Origin of the sequence: Streptomyces sp. NPDC057697 (assembly GCF_042799335.1) — a bacterium.
In the GTDB taxonomy this organism is placed as follows: domain Bacteria; phylum Actinomycetota; class Actinomycetes; order Streptomycetales; family Streptomycetaceae; genus Streptomyces.
This window is the reverse complement of sequence record NZ_JBHVJA010000013.1, coordinates 165,533-177,450: the sequence shown is the minus strand read 5'-3', so window position 1 is coordinate 177,450 and position 11,918 is coordinate 165,533. Positions and strand designations below refer to the sequence as shown.

Genomic DNA, 11,918 nt, shown 5'->3' with positions numbered 1-11,918 from the left:
GCGTCCGGGAACATCTGGGATTCTCTGGTGCGGATGCGACCCGGACGACCGCACCCTCAAGCCGAACGGGGAACCTCACATGGACGTGCTCACCGGGCTCCTGGACGGGCCCAAGGCGCGCGGCGCCTTCCTGCTCAAGTCCGTCTTCAACCCGCCCTGGTCGCTCCGCGTCGAGGACCGCGCCCCGATCTCCCTGGCCACCATGGTCCACGGCCACGCCTGGGTGATGCCGGACGGCGGTGTCCCGGTCCGCATCGGCCCCGGCGACGTGGCCGTGCTGCGCGGCCCCGACCCGTACACGGTCGCCGACGCGCGGGACACCCCCGTCCAGGTCACCGTGGGCCCGGACCAGCGGTGCAGCACCGGCGAGGGCGAGGACGTCACCGACAGCATGGCCCTGGGGGTGCGCACCTGGGGGGACCCGATCGGCCGGGGCTCGTCCGTCATGCTCAGCGGCACCTACCAGGCGCCCGGCGAGATCGGCCGCCGTCTGCTGGGCGCCCTGCCCACCCTCCTGGTACGGCCCGCCGCCCTCGACGACAGCCCGCTCGTACCGCTGCTGGCCGAGGAGATCGACCGCGACGAGCCGGGCCAGGAGCTGGTCCTCGACCGCCTGCTCGACCTGCTCTTCGTCAGTGTGCTGCGCACCTGGCTCGCCGAGCCGGACGCCGGTGCGCCGACCTGGTACCGCGCCCGGTCCGACGCCACGGTGGGACCCGCGCTACGCCTCCTGCACGAACGCCCGGCCCACGGCTGGACGGTGGAGTCGCTGGCCCGCGAGGTCGGTGTCTCCCGGGCGGGTCTGGCCCGCCGCTTCGCCGAGGTGGTGGGGGAGCCGCCGATGACCTATCTGGCCGGGCTGCGCATCGCCCTGGCCGCCGACCTGCTGCGCGAACCGGACGCCACGGTGGCCACCGCGGCGCGCCAGGTCGGCTACAGCAGTGCGTTCGCGCTGAGTTCGGCGTTCAAGAGGGTGCGGGGCGTCAGCCCGCAGGAGTACCGCAGGAGCGGTGCCTCGCGGATCGTCCTGCCCGGGGCGGCACCGTCCCGGACGGTGGTGCTGGGCGGCTGACGGTCCCGTCCGGCCCCTGCCCCGTACCCGCGAGAGCCCCGCACCGGTGCGCGGTGCGGGGCTCTCGGTCCGGGCGGTGCCACGGCCGCTACGAGTCCGTGGAGTCGACGGCTATGGCCCCGGCGGGGCAGAGGCCGACGGCCAGCCGGGCGGCGGCCCGGTGCTCCGGGGCAGGCGCGGGGTGCAGAAGCACCACCAGACCCTCCTCGTCGTCCTGGTCGAAGACCTCGGGAGCGGTCAGGGCACACATTCCGGCACCGGCGCAGAGGTCACGGTCGATGCCGAGACGCAGCGGATCCTGTGGGTCGCTCATGGGCTACTCCTTGTCCCAGGTGACGGGCAGACTGATCACACCGTAGATGTTGGAGCGGTCGCGCAGGGGCACTTCTTCCGGTGGCACCGCGAGACGCAAAGTGGGGAAGCGGGCGAAGAGCGCCGGGAGGGCGACGGCCATCTCGACCCGGGCGAGCTGCTGTCCCAGGCACTGGTGCGCGCCGTGGCCGAAGGCCAGATGCCCGGTGGCCCGGCGGTGGACGTCGAGCCGGTCGGGGTCGGGGAACCTGCGCGGGTCACGGTTGGCGGCCTGCACGGAGACGGTCACCGTCTCGCCCGCCCTGATCAGCTCGCCCTCCACCTCGACGTCCTCCAGCGCCGACCGCAGCAGCGGGTCGGCCACGCTCAGGTAGCGCAGCAGCTCCTCCACGGTCTGCCCGGCGAGGCCCGGATCGGCGCGCAGGGCGTCCAGTTGGCCGGGGTTGCCGAGCAGCGCGAAGACACCGAGGCTGAGCATGTTCATGGTGGTGTCGAGCCCGGCGGCGAGGAGCAGCCCGCCGATTCCGGCCAGTTCCCCGTCGGTGAGGTCGGCGGTGGTCAGATCGCTGAGCAGATCGTCGGTGGGCTCCGCGCGCTTGGCGAGGACCAGCTCCTCCAGGTACTGGAGCAGCGCCGTGTACGCCTCGCCCTTCGGCCCTTCGGCCACCGTCTGGTCGAAGAGGACCGCCACATGGCTCTGGAACCGCTCCCGGTCGGTGTACGGCACGCCGAGCAGCTCGCAGATCATCAGCGCGGGGACGGGCCGGGCGAACGCCTCCACCAGGTCGACGGCGGGTCCGGCCTGCTCCATGGCGTCCAGGCACTCGGCGGTCAGTCGCTCGGCGCGCTCGGTGAGCCGACGCATCCGGCGGACGGTGAACCTGCCGGTGAGCAGGCGCCGGTAGCGGGTGTGCTCGGGGGCGTCGAGGCCGATGATGTCGCCGACCGGCGCCGGAGGCAGATCCCCGGACACGCCCGCGATCGGCATCGGCAGGTGCAGGAGTTCGTAGCGGGAGCTGAACCGCGGGTCGGCCAGGACCGCGCGGGCCGCGGCATGGCCGGTGACCAGCCGGCCCACGTGCCCGTCGGCGTAGCGCAGGCGGCGCACCGGAGGGTCGTTCGGGGCGGTGAGCCCGGCGGGCGGGTCGAAGGGGCAGCCGGTGCGCCGATCGGTGGGCAGGGCGGGCAGTACGTCGGCGGTGGTGCTGTCCGGGGCGGTGCCGTCGGCGGTGGTGGCTGCGGCCGTCGGGTCGTACGACATGGGGGCCTCCGTGACCGTGGTGACAGTGGGCGGGGTGTGGCGGGACGAATCGGTGGAGTGCCCTGACGGGGCCGGGGGAGTCGTCGCCCGGCCCCGGGGCGCGGGAGCTACCGCTGGGCGCCGGTCTTGAAGGTGCGGCGTGCCCATACGTAGCCGACCAGGGAGAGCCCCACGCACCACGCGAGGCCGATGACCGCGCTGGAGCCGATCCCGGTGCCGAGCCACAGGCCGCGCAGGGTCTCGATGATCGGGGTGAAGGGCTGGTACTCGGCGAACCAGCGCAGCCCGGTGGGCATGGAGTCCGTCGGCACGACGGCGCTGCCGAGGAACGGCAGGAACGTCAGCGGCATCGGGATGTTGCTGGCGCTCTCCACGGTCTTGGCGACCAGGCCGATGCCCGCCGAGAGCCAGGTGAGCGCGAAGGTGAGCAGGGTGAGCAGGCCCATGGCCGCGAGCCATTCGACGGGCGTCGCGCTGGGACGGAAACCCATCAGGAGGGCCGCGCCGATGACGAGTGCGATGCTCGCCATGGTCTGGATGACACCGGCCACGACATGGCCGGTGAGGAACGAGGCCTGGGAGATCGGCATCGTGCGGAAGCGGTTGACGATGCCCTCGGTCTTGTCGACGCACACACTGATCGCGCTGGTCAGGGCGCCGGAGGTGGCGGCCATCAGGATGATGCCGGGTGCCAGGTAGTCGATGTACTCGCCGCTGCCGGTGGGCAGTTGGCTGATGCCGGTGCCCAGGGCGGTGCCGAAGGCGTAGTTGAAGAGCAGCAGCATCATGATCGGCATGATGACCACGGTGAGCGTCAGCGACGGGTAGCGCAGGGCCTTCTTGAGGTTGCGCCGCAGCATCGTCCTGGAGTCCCTGGCGGCATAGGACATGGTGGCCATCAGACGTTCTCCTTGGAGGATGCGGCGGTACGGGGCCGGCCGGTGAGGGTCAGGAAGACGTCGTCGAGGTCGGGGGTGTGCACGGTGAGCGACTCGGCCCGGACGGCGGTGGCCTCCAGGGTGTCGAGCACGGCCCGCACACCGGGGAGGGAACCGTCGCCGGGGATGCGCAGGGTGAGGGACTCCTCGTCGCGGGCGGCGATGCCGAAGACGTCCGCGGCGGCGTCCAGGCTCCTGGCGTCGGCGAAGCGGACCCGGATGTGGCCGCCGGGGATGCGCTGCTTCAGCTCGTCGGGGGTGCCCTCGGCGATCAGGCTGCCGTGGTCCAGTACGGCTATGCGATCGGCGAGCTGGTCGGCCTCGTCGAGGTACTGGGTGGTCAGGAAGATGGTCACGCCGTCGTCGGTGACAAGGCCACGGATGATGTCCCACATGGTGCGCCGGCTGCGCGGGTCGAGTCCGGTGGTGGGCTCGTCGAGGAAGATGACCCGCGGATTGCCGATCAGGGTCATGGCCAGGTCCAGCTTGCGCCGCATGCCGCCGGAGAAGGTGGTGGTGGTCTTGCCCGCCACCTCGAAGAGGTCGAAGCGGTGCAGGAGTTCGGTGGCCCGCCGCCTGCCCTCGTCCCGGTCGAGATGGTGCAGATCCGCCATCAGGAGCAGGTTCTCCTCGGCGGTCAGCAGGCCGTCGACGGCCGAGAACTGGCCGGTGACGCCGATCGAGGAGCGCACCGCGTCGGCGGCCCGGGTGAGATCGTGGCCCGCCACCCGGGCCTCGCCCGCGTCGGCGGCGATGAGTGTGGAGAGGATCTCCACCGTGGTGGTCTTGCCCGCGCCGTTGGGCCCGAGCAGGGCGAAGACGGTGCCCTCGGCGATGTTCAGGTCGATGCCGTCGAGCACGAGCTTGTCGCCGTAGGACTTGCGCAGTCCGGTGGCGGTGATCGCCGACGCCGTGGCGCCCTCGGCGACCGGCGTGGATGTCCCGGCAGCAGTCATGCCGCTTTCCTTTCGGGGCTGGGGAGTTCCGGGTCCGGGGATTCGGGTGTGCGGGTCAGGCACGGCGGATGATGATGTCGCCGACCGAGGTCCGCGCGTGCACCTCGGCGGTCTCGTCGGAGTCCGCGGGGCCGGCGGAGGAGTCGAGCGAGCTGCGGACCGTGCCGTACTTGGCGTTCAGGTCGAGCCAGGCCGCGGTGCCCCGGCGGATGCCGACTTCGAGGTCGCCGACCGAGGTGCGCAGGGTGACGCGGCCACGGGTCACGTCGCCGACCTGGATGCGGCCGTTGGAGGACATCGCGTCGACCCCGGCGTGGGCGACGCCGATCTCGATCCGGCCGTTGGCGGACTTGGCGGTGACGCTGCCGTGTGCGACGCCCACGGAGGTGTCGCCATTGGCCGCGTTGGTCTTCAGCTGCCCGGTGACCTCGCCGATCCCGGTCGCGCCGTTGCCGTTCTTGACGGTCGCCGCACCGGTGACCTCGCCGATGTCGATCCGGCCCGCGCCGATCGCCTCGACGTCGCCGGTCGAGCGGGTCAGGCGGATGTCGCCGTGGTCGGTCCTGAGGTCGGCGCCCGCCGCCTCTTCCACCTGGAGGTCGCCGAGCGAGGTCTTGAGCGTGACCTCCCCGAGAGGGCCCTCGCAGAGGAAGTTGCCCATGGCCGAGGTGCCCCGGACATCCGATCCCGCGGGCAGTTCGACGCTCACCTCGATGGCGCCCGGCTTGCCGAACAGGGACCGCTTCTTGGGGGTCCTGACCGTGAGCCGACCGCCCGAGCAGGTGACCTGGGTCTGCTGTACGGCGCGTACGTCGTTGTCGTCGGAACCGTTGCGCGGCAGCACCTCCACGACCGTGTCGGTGCGCTTGCCCGCGGTGATGCGGGCGGTGCCGGCCTCCAGCTCGAAGGTGGCGGAGATCGGTTCGGGGGTGTCGAAAGAAGGCATGGCTGTCCCGTTCTCTTGGCTCGGGTGGGTGATCCCGCTGGTGAGGCGGGTGATGAATGACGTCGGCCGGATCGGGGATCCGCCGGTGAAAGAGGTGGGGTCCGGGCAGGTTCCGCTACGGCCGCGTGCTAGCGGACCCAGCCGGTGAAGCCCCGGCCGCCCGAGTCCTTGCCGCGGCCGGGCGGGCTCACACGCTCCCCGCCGTCGAGGGCGTTGGACACGGCCCGTACCAGCCAGGCGTTGACCGACAGGCCCTCCGCCGCCGCGGTGTTCTCGGCGCGGCCCTTGAGGTGTGCGGGGAGGCGGAAGTTGATCCGCGCCATCGCGCCGTCGTCGCTGTCCACGGGCGGCGGTGGCGGCGCGGCCGCGGCGGCGGGAGCCGCGTACGGGGCCGGTGTCTCCTGGAACGGTTCGGGTGCGGGCGCGGGCGTCACCACGAACTCGGGGTCGAGCCCGCGCAGCCGTACGTCGACCGAACCGGGCGCGAGCTCCCGGGTGACCTCGCCCATGGCGGCGGACAGTGCGTTGAGCAGGGTGAGCCGGGTGGCGGACTCCAGGGGGGCGGTGAGCCGCTCGGCCAGGGCGCGGGCTTCTTCACCGCCGGCGTCCGCCGCGACGGCGAGTTCGTGTCGGAGGTTGTCGACGTAGGGCGTGAGGTCCATGACGCCATGATGGCACATGAATGGCGCCATGGCGAGCCATTCTGGCTCCGCTTTGGCGCATGCGCCTCTGACCTGGGGATTCTTGGATGTGGTGGCGCGGCCTGGCGCCGTACGGGCGCGGGTTTGGCTCGCGGTGGCGTCATGTCGATGCCACGATGGCGCCAGGTGGTGCCAGGTGGCGCAGATGTGGTGTCCGGCCGTTCGGTCTCGCTGCGGCGTGCGGCGTGCGGCGTGCGGCGTGCGGCGTGCGGCGTGCGGCGTGCGGTGACGGCGGCGGTCTCCGTCGGCGCGGTGGGATACGGAGCCCGGAACACCGGGTTCTGCCCCGTATCGTTCTGCCCCGTATCGTTCCGCGCCGGATCGTTCCGCCCCGGATCGTTCCACGTCCGATCGATTCGGATCGATCGGGCGTCAGGTGATTCCGCGTCAGATCGCCCGAGGGCCGTACAGCCGATCCGCGCGCGGCATGCCGTCCCCGCGCCTCGCGCCACCGCACCCCGGCGTACACGGCGGGCAGCAGTGCGGTCCAGACGGCCACCAGGACGAGCCACCCCCGGTTCTCATGGCCCCGGCCCGACGAGGCGAAGGCGCCCGCGATGCCTGCCGGAATCACGGCGAGCGCCGCCCACGGCGCGTACGTACCGAAGAACCGGATGCCGCGCGGCAGTCCGTGCGCGGCGACTTCCCGGGCGCGGGCGAGCAGGAAGCCCCCCAGGAAGAGGAGGTAGCAGCCGAACACCAGGCAGGCCACGGCCAGTCCCGCCTGCCACTCGGGATCGCTCTCGGGGCTGTCGGTGGAGTGCTGTCTCACGCCGTCGTGTTCGAGGGCGGTGGCATGGTCGCGCCACAGGGTGACGGTGACCTCGTCCCCCGCCCTCAGCCGCTTGAACAGCGGCTCGTCCGACCCCATCTCCATCACCCACGGGACGTCCGGCGGGCCGTCGAGCCCCACCTCGTGCCTCGGGCTCCTGCCGCCGGTGCGTTCCGTGCTCCGGACCGTGGCGGTGTACGTCCGGAGGCAGCCGGTCCGCGCCGCCCGGTCCGTGCACGGTGCGGCCACGCGGAATTCCCGGACCGTGGCGATGCTCTCCGGCACGGACGCCGCGAAGCCACCTCCCGCGACCAGCAGGACCAGGGCACCGAGCAGGGCTCCGGCCCCCCACACCCGGCGCCACCGCGCCCGGCGCCGGGGGGAGGCGTCCCCGACCGGCCGCCGCCGCGGGTGCCGTCCCGGGGCGAACGCCGAACGTATCCCCTTCTGGCGCCGAGGTGGTGGTATCGCGGATTTCATCCCGCAAGACCATGTCCGGTCCGCAGATGTACCCGGGCGTACGTTTCGGAACCTCGTCGGCCACGAACCGCCGATGAGGCCCCGCCGCCGCACTTCGGTCCACGGGCGTCTGGGCGGTGGTCGGCGCAACCGGCCCGGCCCGACGCGCCGTTCAGCGCCGTTCAGCGCCGACGGGCGCCGTCCGGCGCCGTCCGGAAAGGAGCCCGGAAAGGAGCCCGGAAAGGAGCCTCGGCCTCGGGCCCGGGAAGGAGCCCGGGAGGGGCCCCGTCGCCGGCCTCAGTCCGTGCCGACCCCCCGCTCCAGGGCGTCGAAGAGCCGATCGGCGAGCGCGCGCAGGTCGGCGTGGACGGCCTCCGCCGTCTCCCCCGTGGAGGTGCGCCGTGCCGCCTCCCGGAAGAGGATGTCGCGGATGGTCTGTACCGTCGCCGCCGTGTAGCGCGCCTCCGGGTCGTGCGGCGGACGGCCCGCGGCCAGGGCCAGGGTCTCGGCCAGCGCGGCGGCCGCCTCCTCGTTCATCTCGCGCCAGCGGGAGCTCAGTGCCGGGCTGTCCAGCACCACGCGCAGGAAGTGGCCCATGCCGTCGACCAGGCCGCTCAGCGGATGCCGTTCGTCGATCAGCCGCAGGATCGTGCGGCGCAGGGCGGCCAGCGGCGACTCGCCCCGTTCGCGGTCGCGGACCGCCGTGGTGAGCAGCTCGGTGATCTCCGGGCCCCGGTCCAGGAAGAGGTCCTCCTTGCGCGGGAAGTGGTTGAAGACCGTCATCGTCGACACATCGGCGGTTTCGGCGATCTCGGCCACCGTGACGCCCTCGAAGCCGCGTTCCAGGAAGAGCCTCGTCGCGACGCCCGAGATGTGGTTCCGCAGCTCCCGCTTCTTGCGTTCCCGTCGTCCCGGTGGAGGTGTTTCGGTCTGTCCGTCTGCCATGCGCCCACAGTACGAGAAAAGTGGATTCCACTCAAAGGTTGTAGTCGCTAAAAGTTTTGTCGCATACTCCTTCCCATGACAACTCATCGCACCTGCAAGGAATTCGACGCCGACGTACTGATCGCGGGGGCGGGCCCGACGGGCCTGATGCTCGCCCATGAGCTGAGCATCGCCGGGGTCTCCTGCGTGGTCCTGGAGCGCAATACGGAGATCGACCGGACGGTCAAGGCCGGGGCGATCGGACCGCTCGCCACGGAGGCGCTGTGCCGCAGGGGGCTGGGGCCCGCCCTGGAGGCGGCCTCGCTGCAAGCCGTGGCCCAGGTGCTCGGCAACTTCCGTGCCAAGATGCCCGAGATCGACGCGAGGATGCGGGCCTTGGAGGAGACCGGGGCCTCGCCCGTCGAGGTCGCCGCGGTGATGAACAAGGAGGCGCCCTTCGGCGGGAAGGGGCACTTCGCCGGCATCTGGCGCATCGACGCGTCCAAGCGCGAGGAGAGCAAGCGGGCCACCACGCTGATCGGGCAGCAGGCGCTGGAAGTCCTCCTGGGGGAGGCGCTGGAAGGCGCCCCGGAGGTCCGGATCGCCCGCGGCCTCACCGTCACCGGGCTCGCCCAGGACGCCGAGGGCGTCGACGTGGAGACCGACGGGGCCGGAGGGCCGGGGACCCTGCGGGGGCGCTGGCTGGTGGGCTGCGACGGCGGCCGCAGCCTGGTGCGCAAGCTCGGCGGCTTCGAGTTCCCCGGCACCGATCCGACCATGACGGGGCATCAGGTGGTCGCCGAGTACGCCGACCCCGATGTGCTGCTCCCGCACGGCTGGCGCCGCACCGAGAACGGCATGATGGCCTACGGGCCGACACCCGGCCGGCTCTTCCTGGCACGGTTCGACGGGCCGCCCGCCGACCGCGACGCACCGGTCACCCTCGACGAGGTCCAGGCGGCCGCGCGCCATGTCTCGGGCACGGACGTCGTGGTCACGGCGGTGAGCTCGGCGACGCGTTTCACCGACCACGCCCGCCAGGCGACCGCATACCGCAGCGGCCGCGTGCTGTTGGCGGGGGACGCGGCACATGTGCACTCGCCGTTCGGCGGGCAGGGTCTCAACCTCGGGCTGATGGACGCGGTCAACCTGGGCTGGAAGCTGGCGGCCACCGTCGTCGGCCGCGCCCCCGAGGGGCTGCTCGACACGTACACCTCCGAGCGCCACCCGGTCGGTGCCCGGGTCCTGGCCAACACCCGTGCCCAGGTGGCCCTGATGCGGCCGGGCCCGCATGTGGGCGCCCTGCGCGATCTGGTGGGCGAACTGCTGGACGAGGTGGACGGGGCCAACGCGTTCTTCGGGCGGATGCTGGGCGGTCTCGACGTCCGGCACGAGATGCCGTACGCGACCGGTGTTCCCGAGGAGGCGATGCCGTTGCTGGGGTGTCCGGTCCCGGATCTCCGGCTCGCCGACGGCTCCTCGCTGTCGGAGCGGGCGGCGGGCGGCCGGGGGATTCTCGTCGCGCCCGGTGCCGGACCGGCCGCCGCCTGGGCGGACCGGGTCGACCTGGTGACGGCCGGCCCGGCGGAGCAGGAGGCGCACCGTGGCGTCGCCGCGCTGCTGGTACGCCCGGACGGCATCGTCGCCTGGTCCGCCCCGGCGGCCGCCGAACCGGACCACACGCTGCTGGAGAAGGCGCTGACCACCTGGTTCGGCGCGGGCCGCTGACCGGTTCCGGCCGCGCCCCGCTCGCCGTGAGCCGTACGCGCGTACCGGCGCGGTGGCGGCCGGGCGGGCCACCACCGGCCGCGCGGATCCAGGTACGGGAGGCGGGGCTTCGGCCACCGCACCACCCCCGGCGCCGTGCCGGGCGGACCCTGCGGCCTCCCGGCCGGCCGCGCGGGTGGCGTTCTGTCAGGAGCCCCGCCGCCCCGGCACCCCCTCAGGGGCGTACCGGGGCGCGGGAGGGCGTCAGGACGCCCCGCGCTCGACCGGGCCGATGAGGGTGCCGGCGGCGACGGTCAGCTTGCCGTCGGCGAAGGAGGTGCCGGGGATCTCGCCGCCCGGGGCCCGCAGGGTGAACGACGCCTCCTGCGCGGCGATGCCGTGTGCGTTGTTGGGAACCTGGATGTCGAAGTGGACCGGATGCCCCGGACCGAAGGTCACCACGGTGGTCTGGTCGCCGTAGTGGCCGGGGACGACCCCGACGTCCGAGCCGTGGTTCGAGAACCGCACGTCGGTGGGCGAACCGGCCAGCTTGCACGAGGAGTACCCGCGCGGCGCCGTCAGCGTCACGCGGAAGTGGCTGTGCCCGCTGCTGGCGGGCCCCTGGGTGATCTTCGCGAGGTGGTTGGCGGGCCGGCAGGCCGAGGGGGCGGAGCCGTCGGCCGCCGCGGGCGACGCCTGCGCGGCGGCCGCACCGGCGGCCCCCGTGATCAGCGCGGTGGCGGCGACGGCGACGGCGAGCTTTCGGGTCATGCGCATCCTGAACACTCCTTGGTCTTGCTCGATGGTTCCGTGGGGGGCTCTCCGTCGCTGCGGCGGCGCCCCCGGAGGCCCGCCGCCGCAGCGAGGCACATCAGAGGACCGTGACGTGGAAGACCGGCGAGGCCGTGGTGCCGCTGACCATGCGCAGGTCGTTCTTGCCCTTCAGCCCGAGCTTGACGCCGAGCGAGTAGGAGCCGTCCCGCAGCGTGTTCGTGGACGCGGGCAGGCTGACCCACTTGCCCTGCTGCTTCTGCTGGAGGGTCACCTTGCTGCCCGCCGCGAGACCGGTGGTCCGGCCCGTGACGCGGAAGAGCTGCCAGGCCTTGACGGAGGAGACCGACGCCTTGGCCGTGATGCTCGCCTTGGCGGGTACGGCCTGCGGTGCGACGGCCGGGGACGCGGTGTGCGCGGCCGGGGTGGCCGCCATCGCCGTGCCCGTGAGAGCGAGGGAGGCCGCGCCGAGGACACCGACGACGGTCATGCGCAGGGAGCGCCGATTCGAGATCATCACAGATCTGCCCCTTTCGATCGTGAGAACAACCTTTCGCACCAAAGGACGCCTACATGTCGATTGGTGCACTCACTGAGAACGACGACACAACGGACGACGCCGTTCATCGGGGCTTTGTCACTGTCTTGCAACAGCCGTGCGGGGCGGGGGAGATGGGGCCCGAACGGCTGTGCGGCGCATCGGTCGCGGATCCTCGGACGCCGCAGGGCGGGGCCCGGTCACCCGGGGACTTCGGTGCGCTCCCACCATTCGTAGACGGGCAGCTTCCCCTCGGCCGTTTCCTGGTGGCGTGCCGTGGCCCTGAAGTGTTCGTACCCGCCACGGAACGGGACCTTGATGTCGGACCCGGGTGCGTCGAGCGGGACGATCCGGTCGGGGAGGTCGTCGGGGCCGCCTTCGAGGACTGCTCTGGATGCGTCGGTCATGGCGAGAGTTTCTCCGGGGGGGGGGGGGGGGGGCGGCGCCCGGGGGGGTGCGGGCGCCGGGGGGGGGGGCGGGGGGGGGCCGCGGGGGGCGCCGCCGCCGCGACGGAGAGCCCCCCACGGAACCATCGAGCAAGACCAAGGAGTGTTCAGGATG

Annotated in this window: 13 protein-coding genes; 2 read left to right on the top strand and 11 right to left on the bottom strand. The window is 72.7% G+C overall.

Annotation, left to right across the window (positions count from 1 at the left end):
• Nucleotides 1-79: 79 nt before the first annotated feature.
• A complete protein-coding gene (locus ACFVFH_RS29070; protein ID WP_383773974.1) occupies nucleotides 80-1,072 on the top strand; it encodes an AraC family transcriptional regulator in 993 nt (330 codons plus the stop codon).
• A gap of 88 nt (nucleotides 1,073-1,160) precedes the next feature.
• Here the strand turns inward: ACFVFH_RS29070 and ACFVFH_RS29065 are convergent, their stop codons facing one another.
• The 8 genes from ACFVFH_RS29065 to ACFVFH_RS29030 all read right to left on the bottom strand — a co-directional run bounded on the left by ACFVFH_RS29065 (nucleotide 1,161) and on the right by ACFVFH_RS29030 (nucleotide 8,362).
• On the bottom strand, nucleotides 1,161-1,385 hold the full coding sequence (locus ACFVFH_RS29065) for a ferredoxin (protein WP_383773972.1): 225 nt from the start codon (nucleotides 1,383-1,385) through the stop codon (nucleotides 1,161-1,163).
• A 3-nt stretch (nucleotides 1,386-1,388) separates the two neighbouring features.
• Nucleotides 1,389-2,645, bottom strand: coding sequence for a cytochrome P450 (locus ACFVFH_RS29060; RefSeq protein WP_383773970.1), 1,257 nt, complete (start codon nucleotides 2,643-2,645; stop codon nucleotides 1,389-1,391).
• A gap of 107 nt (nucleotides 2,646-2,752) precedes the next feature.
• Nucleotides 2,753-3,544 carry an ABC transporter permease gene (locus ACFVFH_RS29055; RefSeq protein ID WP_383773968.1) on the bottom strand — a complete coding sequence of 264 codons (792 nt, stop codon included), beginning with the start codon at nucleotides 3,542-3,544 and terminating at the stop codon, nucleotides 2,753-2,755.
• The gene (locus tag ACFVFH_RS29050) at nucleotides 3,544-4,539 is read right to left on the bottom strand and encodes an ATP-binding cassette domain-containing protein (RefSeq protein WP_383773966.1); all 996 of its coding nucleotides are present in this window, start codon (nucleotides 4,537-4,539) and stop codon (nucleotides 3,544-3,546) included. The genes ACFVFH_RS29055 and ACFVFH_RS29050 overlap by 1 nt, the downstream gene beginning before the upstream one ends.
• Before the next feature lie 55 nt (nucleotides 4,540-4,594).
• Nucleotides 4,595-5,485: a DUF4097 domain-containing protein gene (locus tag ACFVFH_RS29045; protein WP_383773964.1), complete on the bottom strand. Its 891-nt coding sequence runs from the start codon at nucleotides 5,483-5,485 to the stop codon at nucleotides 4,595-4,597.
• Nucleotides 5,486-5,613: 128 nt separating this feature from the next.
• Nucleotides 5,614-6,147, bottom strand: a complete 534-nt coding sequence (locus ACFVFH_RS29040) for a hypothetical protein (RefSeq protein ID WP_383773962.1) — start codon at nucleotides 6,145-6,147, stop codon at nucleotides 5,614-5,616.
• Nucleotides 6,148-6,286: 139 nt separating this feature from the next.
• Nucleotides 6,287-7,312: a hypothetical protein gene (locus ACFVFH_RS29035; protein ID WP_383773960.1), complete on the bottom strand. Its 1,026-nt coding sequence runs from the start codon at nucleotides 7,310-7,312 to the stop codon at nucleotides 6,287-6,289.
• Nucleotides 7,313-7,714: 402 nt separating this feature from the next.
• Nucleotides 7,715-8,362, bottom strand: a complete 648-nt coding sequence (locus ACFVFH_RS29030) for a TetR/AcrR family transcriptional regulator (RefSeq protein WP_383773958.1) — start codon at nucleotides 8,360-8,362, stop codon at nucleotides 7,715-7,717.
• Nucleotides 8,363-8,437: 75 nt separating this feature from the next.
• Between ACFVFH_RS29030 and ACFVFH_RS29025 the strand changes: the two genes are divergently transcribed.
• A complete protein-coding gene (locus tag ACFVFH_RS29025) occupies nucleotides 8,438-10,069 on the top strand; it encodes an FAD-dependent monooxygenase (protein WP_383773956.1) in 1,632 nt (543 codons plus the stop codon).
• Between the two features lie 243 nt (nucleotides 10,070-10,312).
• Here ACFVFH_RS29025 and ACFVFH_RS29020 read toward each other — a convergent pair whose 3' ends face one another.
• The 3 genes from ACFVFH_RS29020 to ACFVFH_RS29010 all read right to left on the bottom strand — a co-directional run bounded on the left by ACFVFH_RS29020 (nucleotide 10,313) and on the right by ACFVFH_RS29010 (nucleotide 11,764).
• A complete protein-coding gene (locus tag ACFVFH_RS29020) occupies nucleotides 10,313-10,825 on the bottom strand; it encodes a DUF4232 domain-containing protein (RefSeq protein ID WP_383773954.1) in 513 nt (170 codons plus the stop codon).
• A 94-nt stretch (nucleotides 10,826-10,919) separates the two neighbouring features.
• Complete coding sequence (locus ACFVFH_RS29015; RefSeq protein WP_383773952.1) at nucleotides 10,920-11,336, bottom strand: hypothetical protein; 417 nt, start codon at nucleotides 11,334-11,336, stop codon at nucleotides 10,920-10,922.
• Between the two features lie 221 nt (nucleotides 11,337-11,557).
• Nucleotides 11,558-11,764, bottom strand: coding sequence for a DUF5988 family protein (locus tag ACFVFH_RS29010; RefSeq protein WP_383773950.1), 207 nt, complete (start codon nucleotides 11,762-11,764; stop codon nucleotides 11,558-11,560).
• Nucleotides 11,765-11,918 lie beyond the last annotated feature (154 nt).

Coding starts and splice junctions, on each gene's coding strand:
- ACFVFH_RS29070 (WP_383773974.1), top strand. CDS start 80: ATGGACGTGCTCACCGGGCTCCTGGACGGGCCCAAGGCGCGCGGCGCC.
- ACFVFH_RS29065 (WP_383773972.1), bottom strand. CDS start 1,385: ATGAGCGACCCACAGGATCCGCTGCGTCTCGGCATCGACCGTGACCTC.
- ACFVFH_RS29060 (WP_383773970.1), bottom strand. CDS start 2,645: ATGTCGTACGACCCGACGGCCGCAGCCACCACCGCCGACGGCACCGCC.
- ACFVFH_RS29055 (WP_383773968.1), bottom strand. CDS start 3,544: ATGGCCACCATGTCCTATGCCGCCAGGGACTCCAGGACGATGCTGCGG.
- ACFVFH_RS29050 (WP_383773966.1), bottom strand. CDS start 4,539: ATGACTGCTGCCGGGACATCCACGCCGGTCGCCGAGGGCGCCACGGCG.
- ACFVFH_RS29045 (WP_383773964.1), bottom strand. CDS start 5,485: ATGCCTTCTTTCGACACCCCCGAACCGATCTCCGCCACCTTCGAGCTG.
- ACFVFH_RS29040 (WP_383773962.1), bottom strand. CDS start 6,147: ATGGACCTCACGCCCTACGTCGACAACCTCCGACACGAACTCGCCGTC.
- ACFVFH_RS29030 (WP_383773958.1), bottom strand. CDS start 8,362: ATGGCAGACGGACAGACCGAAACACCTCCACCGGGACGACGGGAACGC.
- ACFVFH_RS29025 (WP_383773956.1), top strand. CDS start 8,438: ATGACAACTCATCGCACCTGCAAGGAATTCGACGCCGACGTACTGATC.
- ACFVFH_RS29020 (WP_383773954.1), bottom strand. CDS start 10,825: ATGCGCATGACCCGAAAGCTCGCCGTCGCCGTCGCCGCCACCGCGCTG.
- ACFVFH_RS29015 (WP_383773952.1), bottom strand. CDS start 11,336: ATGATCTCGAATCGGCGCTCCCTGCGCATGACCGTCGTCGGTGTCCTC.
- ACFVFH_RS29010 (WP_383773950.1), bottom strand. CDS start 11,764: ATGACCGACGCATCCAGAGCAGTCCTCGAAGGCGGCCCCGACGACCTC.